At 67.4% G+C, this 12,197-nt stretch carries 14 protein-coding genes; 10 read left to right on the forward strand and 4 right to left on the reverse strand.

Features of this window, described 5'->3' with window-relative positions; all coding sequences use genetic code 11:
• Positions 1-7: 7 nt before the first annotated feature.
• Positions 8-670: a DUF1345 domain-containing protein gene (locus ORI27_RS14420; RefSeq protein ID WP_265997561.1), complete on the forward strand. Its 663-nt coding sequence runs from the start codon at positions 8-10 to the stop codon at positions 668-670.
• Here the strand turns inward: ORI27_RS14420 and ORI27_RS14425 are convergent.
• Together ORI27_RS14425 and ORI27_RS14430 are read right to left on the reverse strand one after the other, a co-directional pair.
• Positions 667-2,277: a glycoside hydrolase family 13 protein gene (locus tag ORI27_RS14425; RefSeq protein ID WP_265997562.1), complete on the reverse strand. Its 1,611-nt coding sequence runs from the start codon at positions 2,275-2,277 to the stop codon at positions 667-669. The genes ORI27_RS14420 and ORI27_RS14425 overlap by 4 nt on opposite strands.
• A gap of 8 nt (positions 2,278-2,285) precedes the next feature.
• Positions 2,286-2,681 (reverse strand): globin, encoded by a 396-nt coding sequence (locus ORI27_RS14430; RefSeq protein ID WP_265997563.1) that lies wholly within the window; start codon positions 2,679-2,681, stop codon positions 2,286-2,288.
• Positions 2,682-2,811: 130 nt separating this feature from the next.
• Between ORI27_RS14430 and ORI27_RS14435 the strand changes: the two genes are divergently transcribed.
• Genes ORI27_RS14435 through ORI27_RS14445 form a run of 3 tightly spaced genes read left to right on the forward strand, consistent with a single transcriptional unit; the run spans position 2,812 to position 4,169 of the window.
• On the forward strand, positions 2,812-3,444 hold the full coding sequence (locus ORI27_RS14435) for an HNH endonuclease (protein ID WP_265997564.1): 633 nt from the start codon (positions 2,812-2,814) through the stop codon (positions 3,442-3,444).
• A 19-nt stretch (positions 3,445-3,463) separates the two neighbouring features.
• Entirely contained in the window at positions 3,464-3,703 is a 240-nt protein-coding gene (gene ctaJ / locus ORI27_RS14440; RefSeq protein ID WP_265997565.1) for an aa3-type cytochrome oxidase subunit CtaJ, read from the forward strand.
• Positions 3,690-4,169 (forward strand): DUF5130 domain-containing protein, encoded by a 480-nt coding sequence (locus ORI27_RS14445; RefSeq protein WP_265997566.1) that lies wholly within the window; start codon positions 3,690-3,692, stop codon positions 4,167-4,169. The genes ctaJ and ORI27_RS14445 overlap by 14 nt, the downstream gene beginning before the upstream one ends.
• A gap of 138 nt (positions 4,170-4,307) precedes the next feature.
• Here ORI27_RS14445 and ORI27_RS14450 read toward each other — a convergent pair whose 3' ends face one another.
• Together ORI27_RS14450 and pepN are read right to left on the reverse strand one after the other, a co-directional pair.
• Positions 4,308-4,646 carry an HNH endonuclease gene (locus tag ORI27_RS14450; protein ID WP_265997567.1) on the reverse strand — a complete coding sequence of 113 codons (339 nt, stop codon included), beginning with the start codon at positions 4,644-4,646 and terminating at the stop codon, positions 4,308-4,310.
• 23 nt (positions 4,647-4,669) lie between these two features.
• Positions 4,670-7,276 (reverse strand): aminopeptidase N, encoded by a 2,607-nt coding sequence (gene pepN / locus ORI27_RS14455; protein WP_265997568.1) that lies wholly within the window; start codon positions 7,274-7,276, stop codon positions 4,670-4,672.
• Between the two features lie 85 nt (positions 7,277-7,361).
• Between pepN and ORI27_RS14460 the strand changes: the two genes are divergently transcribed.
• From ORI27_RS14460 to ORI27_RS14485, 6 genes are all read left to right on the forward strand, one after another.
• Positions 7,362-7,970, forward strand: coding sequence for a mycothiol-dependent nitroreductase Rv2466c family protein (locus tag ORI27_RS14460; RefSeq protein WP_265997569.1), 609 nt, complete (start codon positions 7,362-7,364; stop codon positions 7,968-7,970).
• Positions 7,971-8,027: 57 nt separating this feature from the next.
• Positions 8,028-9,422 carry a purine-cytosine permease family protein gene (locus ORI27_RS14465; RefSeq protein WP_265997570.1) on the forward strand — a complete coding sequence of 465 codons (1,395 nt, stop codon included), beginning with the start codon at positions 8,028-8,030 and terminating at the stop codon, positions 9,420-9,422.
• Positions 9,419-9,865 carry a nucleoside deaminase gene (locus tag ORI27_RS14470; RefSeq protein WP_265997571.1) on the forward strand — a complete coding sequence of 149 codons (447 nt, stop codon included), beginning with the start codon at positions 9,419-9,421 and terminating at the stop codon, positions 9,863-9,865. The genes ORI27_RS14465 and ORI27_RS14470 overlap by 4 nt, the downstream gene beginning before the upstream one ends.
• On the forward strand, positions 9,862-10,815 hold the full coding sequence (locus tag ORI27_RS14475) for an isopenicillin N synthase family dioxygenase (RefSeq protein WP_265997572.1): 954 nt from the start codon (positions 9,862-9,864) through the stop codon (positions 10,813-10,815). The genes ORI27_RS14470 and ORI27_RS14475 overlap by 4 nt, the downstream gene beginning before the upstream one ends.
• Before the next feature lie 87 nt (positions 10,816-10,902).
• Positions 10,903-11,382 (forward strand): ribose-5-phosphate isomerase, encoded by a 480-nt coding sequence (locus tag ORI27_RS14480; protein ID WP_265997573.1) that lies wholly within the window; start codon positions 10,903-10,905, stop codon positions 11,380-11,382.
• A 3-nt stretch (positions 11,383-11,385) separates the two neighbouring features.
• Positions 11,386-12,177, forward strand: a complete 792-nt coding sequence (locus ORI27_RS14485) for an Fpg/Nei family DNA glycosylase (RefSeq protein WP_265997574.1) — start codon at positions 11,386-11,388, stop codon at positions 12,175-12,177.
• Positions 12,178-12,197 lie beyond the last annotated feature (20 nt).

Consider the following 12,197-nt stretch of genomic DNA (forward strand, 5'->3'; position numbering starts at 1 on the left):
TCCGCCGATGGCTGATACGGCGCACGGCAAGCTGCCGTTCTGGAAAGGCCCGGCCGCCCGGGTCACCGTCGGTGTGGCCGTCGGCGCGGTCGTGACGGCGCTGCTGTGGCGCGACAATGGAGTGCTGTCGCTGCTGGGCGGGTGCACGGCGCTGGCAATGATTTTCACGGCGTGGACATGGTTGGCGCTGTGGTCTTTCGATTCAGTCGAGACCCAAAGGCATGCCGAGCAGGAGCAGCCATTGCCGGCGGTGGTCACCACCTTGGTGCTCGGCACCTCGGTCGCCAGCCTGGTGGGAGTGGGGGTTCTACTCGCCCGCAGCCAAGACGTCTCCAAGGATGTCCAACATGATTCTGGTGCCGCCTGGATGGCAGTAGGCAGCGTGGTGCTGGCCTGGCTGACCATCCACACGTTGTTCGCGCTCATCTACGCCAAACACTATTTCGATCCGCAGCAGCCCGGCGGCATCGACTTCAACGGCCGTGAGATGCCCTGCTACAAGGACTTCTTCTACGTCGCGTTCGCGGTGGGGATGAGCTTTGCGATATCCGACACCAACCTGACCTCGACCAGGATGCGGGCCACCGTGCTCGGCCACGGACTGTTGTCGTTCGTGTTCAGTGCCATCATCCTCGCGTCGGTGGTCAACCTGATCGCCTCGGGTGTCTAGCCCGTCGCGATCCAGGCCGCCGAATCCGGCGCCAGCTTGCCATCGTCGAGCGGCGCACTGGCGGTGAGCAGTTCGCCGGGCGGAAGTGGCAGTGCGGTGCTCCCGGCGTTGAGCACGCACAACACGCCGCCGGACAGAAATGCCAGGGCGTCGGGCCGCAGTTGCAGCCATTCGACGTCGTACTCGGTGAAATGAAAGCGGTTGTGCCGTAATTGCAGAATCGTCCGGAAGAACGCCAGTGTCGAATCCGGGTCGGCCAGCTGGCGCTCGACGGTCAGCGATTCCCAGTCCGACGGCATCGGCAGCCAGGTGTCGGGGTTCGACGAGAAGCCGAACGGGGGAACGGCGCCGGCCCACGGCATGGGGACCCGGCAGCCGTCGCGGCCGCGCTCGGTGTGCCCGGAGCGCTCCCAGACCGGGTCCTGCAGCGCGTCGTCGGGCAGCTCCACGTTGGGCAGGCCCAACTCTTCGCCGTTGTAGAGGAACATCGCTCCCGGCAGCGCCAGCATCAGCATCGCCATGGCGCGGGCACGGGCCAGCCCCCGGACCCCACCGCCGTATCGGGAGACCTCGCGCTCGACGTCGTGATTGGACAATGTCCAGGTCGGGCTGGCATCGGCGAGAGAGGCTGCCGCCAGCGCGTTCTCGATCGCGCCGCGGATGTCGGCGGCGTCGAATTCGGCTCGTACCAGCCGGAAGTTGAACCCCATGTGCAGTTCGTCGGGGCGCAGATACTTCGCGAAGTCCTCGTTCTCGAACACCCAGATCTCGCCGATCGTGACCGCGTGCGGGTAGTCGTCGAGCACCGAACGGATCCCGCGGTGGATCTCGTGCACACCCTCGTGGTTGAACCGGGGATCGTCATCGTCGAGGGTGAGCATCTCCAGGTCGGGGTTGGTCATGTCCGGCAGGCCGGGCGGCTTGGCCATACCGTGTGCGACGTCGATCCGGAAGCCGTCCACGCCGCGGTCCAGCCAGAACCGCAGCGTCTTCTCGAGGTCCTCGAACGTCTCGGGGTTTTCCCAGTTGAGGTCGGGTTGTTCGGCGTCGAACAGGTGCAGGTACCACTGGCCGGGCGTGCCGTCGGCCTCGGTGACCCGCGTCCAGGCCGGCCCGCCGAACACCGACACCCAGTTGTTGGGCGGGCTGGCGCCCATGTCGATTCCCGGGTCGCTTCGCTCCTGCCCTCCGCTCGGCCCGCGCCCGTCGCGGAAGATATAGCGATCTCGCTCGAGGCTGCCGGGACGGGCCGCCAGGGCGGCCTGGAACCAGGCGTGTGCGGAGCTGGTGTGGTTAGGCACCAGGTCCATCGTGATGCGGATACCGCGGGCATGCGCGGCGTCGATCAGCCGCTCGAGCGCGGCCAGCCCGCCGAACAGGGGGTCGACATCGCGGGGGTCGGCCACGTCGTAGCCGTGATCGGCCATCGGCGAGACCATCACCGGGTTGAGCCAGATGGCGTCGACACCGAGCCAGCTCAGGTGATCGAGATGGGCGACGACGCCGCCGAGGTCGCCGACGCCGTCACCGTTGCTGTCGGCGAACGAGCGCGGGTAGATCTGGTAGAAAATCGCGTTCGCCCACCACGGGGCGGCAGATCGGGTCATCGGCGTCCTCAGAAGGCGGAGTTGACCATCGATTGTGCGGCCATCTCGAGATAGGCGAGCAGTTCACGGCGGTGCTCATCATCGAGCGTCTGGGCGTCGATCGAGGCGACCGCGGTGTGCATGCAGCGCAGCCAGGCATCCCGTTCGAGGAACCCGATCCGGAACGGGGCGTGACGCATGCGCAGCCGCGGATGACCCCGTTGATCGGAGTAGGTGCGCGGCCCGCCCCAATACTGCTCGAGGAACATCCGTAGCCGGTCCTCGGCGTCGTCGAGTTCGTCCGGCGGGTAGAGCGGAAGCAGCACCTCATCCTCTCGAACCAGCTCGTAGAAGCGGGACACGATCTTGCGGAACGTCTCAGCGCCGCCGACCGCGTCGTAGAACGTCTGCGGATCCTCCGTCACCCCACCATTGTGTACGCCGGCACCGGGCGCGACTCACGTCACCCGATGTTCACGGATTTGACCTGCGAACACAGGACAAATAGTCGTGCGGTCGCGACGGATCCGTGGTGGACTGGTCCCCGGAGGACGCATGTCGCAGCGCAAACGGAACCGCGGCCACCGTGCCGCGGCGGGCCCGATCGGGTCCCTACCGAGTTCAAGCCTGCACGCAGACCCTCACATACCCGGCCCGGCCGACGGATCAGTGTGGGGACGTCGCCGGGTGCTGTTACTGAATTCGACCTACGAACCGCTGACGGCGCTCCCCATGCGCCGGGCGGTGATCATGCTGCTGTGCGGTAAGGCCGACGTGGTCCACGACGACCCCGCGGGCCCGGTGATTCATTCGGCGACCCGGGCGATCGTGGTGCCGTCGGTGATCCGGCTGCGCAGCTTCGTCCGAGTGCCCTACCGGGCGCGCATCCCGATGACCCGGGCCGCGTTGATGCACCGGGACCGATTCCGGTGCGCGTACTGCGGAGCCAAGGCCGACACCGTCGACCACGTGGTGCCGCGCAGCCGCGGTGGCGAGCATTCCTGGGAGAATTGCGTGGCCGCGTGCGCGGGCTGCAACCACCGCAAGGCCGACAAGCTCCTGGCCGAGTTGGGCTGGACGCTGAGGCTGGTGCCGATGCCGCCGAAGGGCCAGCATTGGCGGCTGCTGTGCACCATCAAGGAACTCGACCCGGCCTGGGTGCGCTACCTGGGTGAAGGCGCGGCGTGAGACTGCTACGGTTTGCCTCGTGACTGCTGCTGTCGTGCACCTGTTGTTCGTGGGCATCCCGCTGGCGCTCGTCGTCATCCTGTCCCTGTTGATCTTCACTCACAAGGGCGTACACCCCGCGACGTATTCGTTGTCCGAGCCTTGGACGCACGCGCCGATCCTGTGGGCGGCCGTCGACGAGGTGGTTCCCGGCGGCGGCCATCACGGTCACGGTTCCGCCGAGGTGAGTGTGGGAGGTGGAGCAAGTGGCAAGTGGTGAACACGGCACCGCGGTAGCGACCGTCGATCCGGCCAACCTGCCGTACGGCTGGGCGGTCACCACCAGCGGACGGGTTTCGGGTGTCACCGAGCCCGGCGAGCTGTCGGTGCACTACCCGTTCCCGATCAGCGAGCTGGTCGAGCTGGATGACGCGCTCAAGTACGGCAGCCGGCAGTCGAAGGCCCGGTTTGCCGTCTACATCGGCGACCTGGGCAGTGACACTGCGGCCAGAGCACGCGAGATCCTCGCCGACGTTCCCACGCCGAACAACGCCGTTCTGCTTGCCGTGTCGCCCGATCAGAAGGCGATCGAGGTGGTCTACGGCGCCGACGTGCGCAGCCGCGGAGCGGAGTCGGCGGCCCCGCTCGGGGTGTCGGCGGCCGCGTCGGCGTTCAAGGAGGGCAACCTCATCGACGGGCTGGTCAGCGCCATTCGGGTGATGTCGGCGGGCATCTCCCGCCCGTAGCGATTTCGGCGCGGGCCGGGGCTTCTCGTGGAAGCCGCCGGCGCTGCTGGACTCGGCGCGAGGGTGCGCGGAATGCGCATTTCTGCGGCGTGTTGGCGTACTGACACGCACGCTCGCTGGGAGGTTAGCGCGCCGAAATCACGCCAGCTCGGCGCGGATCTGGACGTACCGTTCCAGAAACAGGCGTTCGTCGAGCCGCTTGCGGCGCAGCCAGCCGGTCACTTCGTCGTTGCACTTGCTGGCATTGCACGCCGCGCAGGCGGGCACCACGTTGTCCGCGGTGTACCGGCCGCCACGGGATATCGCCATGACGCAATCGCGTTGCAGCGGCTTACCCGTCACCCCGCAGTAGGCACAGCCGTTCCAGGCCGCCTTGAGCGCCGCCCACTGCTCTTCGGTCAGATCGTTGACGACGGCCTTGACGCGCCGGGTGCGCCTGCGCGCCGCGCGGGCTCGCCGGCTGTTGGGTGCCGCCATGGGGCGAGCGTAGGCGGCAGAGCCTAGCCGGCGTCGAAGGCGCGCGCCTTCAGCGAGCGTTCAACCCCGGCTCGGCCTTCGAGCACCAGCCTGCGCAACGCCGAGGGCAGCTCCCCGCCGAGGAACTGATCCGCGGCGGCCAGCGCCTCGGAGCTGATGTCCCACGACGGGTAGAGGCCGACGACGACCGTCTGGGCTACCTCGCTGGAGCGGCGCTCCCACACTCCGGGGATCGCCGCGAAGTAGCGCGCGGTGAACGGCTGCAGCAGAGCACTCTGCCCGGCCGGTGCGAAACCGCCGATGATCGCCCGAGCCGTGATGTTGGCCAGTGTGTCGTCCTCGATGACCCGCTGCCACGCCGCCTCCTTGACGGCGAGTTGCGGGCGGGCCGCCGCGGCCGCGGCCGCGTGACGGCGACCGGCCGCGGTGGGATCGGTCTGCGCCTCGGCGTCGATGAAAGGGCTTTCGGGCCCGTCGCCGTCGAGGTCACCGGAGGCGGCCAGCGCCGTGACGATGCGCCAGCGCAGATCGGTGTCGATCACCAGGCCGGGCAGGTTCACCTCGGCGGGCTCGTTGTCCAGCAGGGTGGCCAGTACCGCGACGTGGTGCAGCGACAGCGCCGACGTGCACAGCGCATTGATGAATGCCAGTTGGTGATCCGACCCCGGTGTCGACTCGCGGGCCAGGTCGAGCAGCCGGTCGGCGAAGGCCGGCCAGCCGTTCGCGCAGGCCCACTGCGGGTCGGCGTAGGAGTTCAGGGCGGTCTGCGCCTGCAGCAGCAGCCGCTGGGCCACGCCGACCTCGGTCTCGGCCTGGATGCCGCTCATCACCAGCGCGACGAAGTCGCGGGCTTTGAGCTCGGCGTCGCGGGTCATCTCCCAGGCCGCCGACCACACCAGCGTGCGGGGGAGCGGCTCGGAGATGTCGGCGATGCGGCTCAGCGCGGTCTTCAGTGACGCATCATCGAGCCGCAGCGAGCAGTAGGTCAGGTCGTCGTCGTTGACCAGGATCAGCTTGCCGCGCGAAATACCCTGCAGCGCGGGAACTTCGGTAAGCGGACCGGCAACGTCGAGTTCCTCGCGGTGCACCCGCACCAACTTGCCCGTCATCGGGTCGTCGTCGTAGATACCGACCGCGAGCCGGTGCACTCGGGTCTCGCCGGCGCCCGGCGCCGCACCGCCCTGGAGGATCGCGAACCGGGTGAAGCGTCCGTCGGCGTCGACATCGAAGTCGGCGCGCAGTGTGTTCAACCCGGTGGTCTTGAGCCACTGCCGTCCCCAGTCGGACAGGTCGCGGCCCGAGGCCTTCTCCAACGCGCCCAGCAGCTCGTCGAACGTCGCGTTGTCGAAGGCGTGCGCGGCGAAGTAGTCGCGCAGGCCGGCCAGGAAGTGCTCCAACCCGACGTAGGCGACCAGCTGCTTGAGCACGCTGGCACCCTTGGCGTAGGTGATGCCGTCGAAGTTGACCTCGACGGCATGCAGGTCGGGGATGTCGGCGGCGACCGGATGGGTCGACGGCAGCTGGTCCTGGCGGTAGGCCCAGGACTTCTCCACGTTGGCGAACGTCGTCCAGGCCTGGTCGTACTCGGTGGCGTCGGCCTGGCAGAGCACCGAGGCGAACGTCGCGAACGACTCGTTGAGCCACAGGTCGTCCCACCAGGTCATCGTCACCAGGTCGCCGAACCACATGTGTGCCATCTCGTGCAGAACGGTTTCGGCGCGGCGCTCGTAGCTGTATCGGGTGACCTTGGACCGGAAGACGTAGTCCTCGAGAAATGTCACCGCTCCGGCGTTTTCCATTGCCCCGGCATTGAATTCGGGCACGAACAACTGGTCGTACTTGCCGAAGGCGTACGGCACCCCGAAGTTGCGGTGATAGAACCCGAAGCCCTGCTTGGTTTCGGTGAACAGCCGCTCGGCATCCATGAACTCCGCCAGCGAGGACCGGCAGAACAGACCCAGCGGGATCTCACCGTGCTCGTCGGCGTAGACGTCGTCCCAGCGGGCGTACGGGCCGGCGATCAGCGCCACCAGGTAGGTGCTCATCCGCGGGGTGGTGGCGAAGGTGTGCACTTTCGTTTTGCCGTCCTCGTCGACCGTGGTGGTCGCACCGTTGGAGATGACCTGCCAGTGCGACGGCGCGGTCACGGTCACGTCGAAGGTGGCCTTGAGGTCGGGCTGGTCGAAGCAGGCGAACATCCGCTTGGCGTCGGCGGTCTCGAACTGGGAGTACAAGTAGACTTCGCTGTCGACGGGGTCCTCGAATCGGTGCAGACCCTCGCCGGTGTTGGAGTAGCGACAGTCCGCGTCGACCACCAGCACGTTGGTCTTCGCCAGGCCGCGCAGCGGGATCCCGGTCGACTCGTCATATCCGGACACGTCGATCTCGTGACCGTTGAGCACGGCGCTGTGCACGATGTCGGCGGCCAGGTCGATGACGGTGTCGGCGCCGGGAAGTGCCTCGAACTCGACGGTTGTGGTGGACCGGAACGTGGTCTGCGCGCCGATCCCCGAGTCGCTTCGCTCCTGCCCGCCGGAGCCGGTCAGGTCGAGAACGATGGAGTAGTTGCCGACGGTGACCAGAGCAGCGCGCTCGATGGCCTCGTCACGGGTCAGGTTGGGAAGTGCCACGCATCCAACCTACTGGTAGCGGGAACAGTGTTCTATCGGCATGAGTTGACTGTGAAGTCCGCGTCAATCGCTGGAAGGAGCCCGTATGTCCGAGAAATCCGTCGCCGGTTTCTGGTTCGACCCGCTGTGCCCGTGGTGCTGGATCACCTCACGCTGGATTCTCGAGGTCGAGAAGGTTCGCGATATCGACACCGATTTCCGGGTGATGAGCCTGGCCGTCCTCAACGAGGGCCGTGACCTGCCCGAGCAGTACCAGGAGGCGATGAAGAAGGCGTGGGGCCCGGTCCGGGTTGCCATCGCCGCCGAGCAGGCCAAAGGCCGCGAGATCCTCTCACCGCTGTACACCGCGATGGGCACCCGCATCCACGACCAGGGCATCAAGGACTTCGACGTCATCATCGCCGAGTCGCTGGCGGAGGTGGGCCTGCCCGCCGAGCTCGCCGAAGCCGCCACCACCGACAAGTACGACGACGCTCTGCGCAAGAGTCATCACGAGGGGATGGACGTCGTCGGCGAGGACGTCGGGACACCGACCATTCACATCAACGGGGTGGCCTTCTTCGGCCCGGTGCTCTCCCGCATCCCTCGCGGTGAGGAAGCCGGCAAGCTGTGGGACGCCTCGGTGACGCTCGCCTCCTACCCGCACTTCTGGGAGCTCAAGCGGACGCGGACCGAAGCCCCGCAGTTCGACTGACCTGCCCCGGGCGACGTTCCGGTTGCGGGTTGGCGAACGGCGGGCGACGGTATGTCCATGACAGTCGCCGAGCCCACTACCGACGGTTCCTACCGCGATCGGATCGCCGCGGTCGAGCCGGGCGGTAACGAGTTCATCGCCGAGGCTGACCGGCACGGCAAGCCACACCAGCTGTTCTGGACGTGGACCTCGCCGAATCTCGAATTCGCCACGATCTTCGTCGGCATGCTGGCGGTTCTGGCCTTCGGGATGAGCTTCTGGCAGGCCGTCGTCGGCATCGCCGTCGGCACCGGGCTGGGCGCGATCGCGCACTATTTCCTGTCTGCCCGCGGTCCGCTGCACGGTGTGCCGCAGATGGTGCTGGGACGAATGGCGTTCGGCTTCAAGGGCAATGCGCTGCCCGCGGGGCTGATGTCGGTGACAGCGGGTGTCGGCTGGTTCGCCACCAACAGTGTCAGTGGCGCGTTCGCGCTCAGCACGTTGTTCGGCTTCTCGCCGCTCATCGGACTGATCATCATCGTGCTGCTGCAGACCGGATTTGCGTTCTTCGGTCACAACCTGGTGCAGGCCTTCGAGCGATGGTCGTTCCCGGTGCTCGCCGTGGTGTTCCTGGCGGCTTCGGTAGCGATCTTCACCCATGCCGATCTGAGTGCGGCGGCGCCGACCGGTGGCGTCGGTGGGCTCGGTGGATTCCTGCTGACGGTGGGCACCGCGTTCGGCTACGCCGCGGGCTGGACACCCTATGCGGCGGACTACACCCGCTACCTGCCGTCGACGGTGTCGACGGCGGCCACCGGCCTGTATGCCTCGGCCGGGTTGTTCCTGTCCTGCTTCGTGCTCGAAGTCGTCGGTGCCGCGTCGGTCACCACCGGTGAGGCCAACCTCGGTGATCCCACCGGGTCGTTCACCAGTGAGCTGCCGTCGCTGTTGGCCAAGGCGACGCTGCTGGCGATCGCGATCGGTGCGATCGCGGCCAACTCGATCAACATCTATTCGGGCGCAATGGCGTTCGTGACGATCGGCATCAAGCTGCCGCACCACATCGCGCGCGCTCTGGTCACGGTGTTCTTCGGTGTCGCGGGCTTCGCGATCGCATGGTGGGCGCTACCCGACGCGGCGCACAGTTACGAGGCATTCCTGCTGGTCATCGCGTACTGGATCGGGCCATGGCTCGGTGTGGTGTTCGCCGACCAATACCTGCGGCGCGGCCAGGCCATAGCGGGCTATCTCTACGACCGCAGCTACGCGAATTGGGGTGGCCTGCTGTCGTTCGCCGCCGGCCTGGTGGTGTCGGTGCTGCTGTTCTGCAACCAGGAGATATTCTCCGGCTACATCGTCCGGGTCGTGCCGCAACTCGGCGACATCACCTTCTTCGTCGGCTTCCTGATCGCCGGTGCGAGTTATCTTGTGCTATGCCGATCGAAGATCGCTGCCGAACGCGAAGCGGTATGACACGGGAGGACATGCTGGAGGTCGCCTACGACGAGGCGCGAAAGGGTCTCGCGGAAGGCGGGATTCCGATCGGGGCGGCGTTGTTCAGCGCCGACGGGGTCTTGTTGGGCAGCGGACACAACCGGCGCGTACAGCAGGGCGACCCCTCCTTGCACGCCGAGACCGACGCCTTTCGCGCCGCCGGCCGCCAACGCGACTACCGCTCGACGATCATGGTTACCACGCTCTCGCCATGCTGGTATTGCAGCGGCCTGGTGCGTCAGTTCAACATCGGTGCCGTGCTGATCGGGGAGAGCCGGACCTTCACCGGCGGCCACGACTGGCTCGCCGAACACGGTGTGGGCGTGACCCTGCTGGACGACGAACGCTGCGTGGCGATGATGACGGACTTCATCGCCGAGAACCCCGCACTGTGGAACGAAGACATCGGAGTGGCCGAATGATCGCCACCGTCGACCTCTCCCGCTGGCACGCCGGGGGAGCGCAGGCCGACGCCGTCGCCGCCGAGCTCGATGAAGGGTTACAGCGGGCCGGATTCATCCTGGTCACCGGCCACGGCATCGACCCGGCGCTGGCCGCGAGCGTACGAGCCGCGTCGCGCAGGTTCTTCAACCTGCCCGACGACGTCAAACGGCGGTACTCGGTGCCGGTCGGCGGCCACGGCTGGATCGCTCCCGGTGCCGAAGCCAATGCCTACGCCGAAGGCACCGAGACCCCGCCTGACCTCAAGGAGAGCTACAGCCTGGGCGCCGAAACCGCCGTCGGCGATCCCGAGGTCGACCGGATCTGGTTTGCGCCCAACGTCTGGCCGGACGAAGTGGCCGAATTGCAGACGCTGGTGACCGAATACACCGCGGCGATGCACCGGCTGGCCGATGACCTGCTGGCGCTGATGGCCCATGCGCTCGGGCTCGTCGAGAACCCGTTCGCCACCCTGGCCGACCGGCCGACCTGGACGATGAACATCAATCACTACCCGCCGGTGAGCGTCGTCGGGGAGCCTGAGCCCGGGCAGTTCCGGATCGGCCCGCACACCGATTTCGGGACGGTGACGATCCTGGATCGCGAGCCGGGAGCCGGTGGGCTGCAAGTGTTTTCCGAGGCTGACGGCTGGGAGGATGCCCCTTACGATCCCGAGGCGCTGACGATCAACATCGGCGACCTGCTCGAGTACTGGAGCGGACGGCGCTGGCCGTCGGGCCGCCATCGGGTGTTGCCGCCGCAGCCGCATGCCCCCGAGGAGGACCTGATCTCGCTGATCTACTTCTACGAGGCCAACCATGACGCGCTCGTCACGCCGCTGGAGCCGCCGGTCGGCAAGGTGGCGGGGTTGGCTCCTGTGACCTCGTCGGCGTTCATCAAGGAGCGGTTGGACGCCATCACGGTGGGCTGAGGCGGGCCGAGATCGACGTTCTGCAGCGATCTACTCGAGGTTTTCCAGCCAATCGTCGGTTTGGGCGGAAGAAGTAGAGTATCGGCCATGCGTGTCTACCTCGGCTCAGACCATGCCGGATACGAACTCAAGCAGGCCATCATCGAGCACCTGAAATCCGGTGGTCACGAGCCGATCGACTGCGGCGCGTACAGCTACGACGCCGAGGACGACTACCCGGCGTTCTGCATCGCCGCGGCCACCAAGACCCAGGCCGACCCGGACAGCCTCGGCATCGTGATCGGCGGCTCCGGCAACGGTGAGCAGATCGCCGCCAACAAGGTGCCCGGCATCCGCTGCGCGCTGGCGTGGAGCGTGGAGACCGCGTCACTGGCGCGCGAGCACAACAACGCCCAAGTGATCGGCATCGGCGGCCGGATGCACCCGGTCGAGGAGGCGTTGACGTTCGTCGATGCCTTCCTGAACACCCCATGGTCGAAAGCCGAACGCCACCAACGGCGTATCGACATCCTCGATGAGTACGAGCGCACTCACGTGCCGCCGCCGGTGCCCGGCGCCCCGGCCTGAGCCGTGCCGGAAGGGCATACCCTTCACCGGCTGGCCCGGCTCCATCAACGCCGCTTCGCCGGCGCCCCGGCGGTGGTGTCGAGCCCGCAGGGCCGGTTCGCCGACGCCGCGATGATCACCGGCAGGGTGTTCACTCGCGCCTCGGTCTGGGGCAAGCACCTGTTCCACCACTACGATGGCGGCCCGATCGTGCATATCCACCTGGGTCTGTACGGCACCTTCACCGAGGCGCCGGTGCCGATGCCGCTGCCCGTCGGGCAGGTGCGCATGCGGGTCGTCGGCGCCGAATACGGCACCGACCTGCGCGGCCCGACCGCCTGTGAGGTGGTCGACGAGGCCCAGGTGTCGGCCATCGTGGCCCGGCTCGGTCCCGACCCGTTGCGCCGGGATGCCGATCCGGAACTGGCCTGGACGCGAATCTCGAAGTCCCGCAAGTCGATCGGTGCGCTGCTGATGGACCAGCGGGTGATCGCCGGGGTGGGCAACGTGTACCGCAGCGAGTTGCTCTTCCGCCATCACATCGACCCCTACCGGCCGGGTCGTGACGTCGCCGACGCTGAGTTCGCCGAGGCCTGGACCGACCTGGTCGCGTTGATGAAGGTCGGCGTGCGGCGGGGCAAGATCGTCGTGGTGGCACCCGAGCACGATCACGGTGCACCGCCGTACGCGCCGAACCGTCCGCGCACCTATGTCTACCGACGGGCCGGCGAGCCGTGCCGGGTGTGCAGCACCCCGGTCCGGACCGCCGTCCTGGAAGGCCGCAACGTGTTCTGGTGCCCTACCTGCCAAATCTGACGGGCGCAGCAGGGCGCTAC

This window comes from Mycobacterium pinniadriaticum (assembly GCF_026242045.1).
Classification (GTDB): domain Bacteria; phylum Actinomycetota; class Actinomycetes; order Mycobacteriales; family Mycobacteriaceae; genus Mycobacterium; species Mycobacterium pinniadriaticum.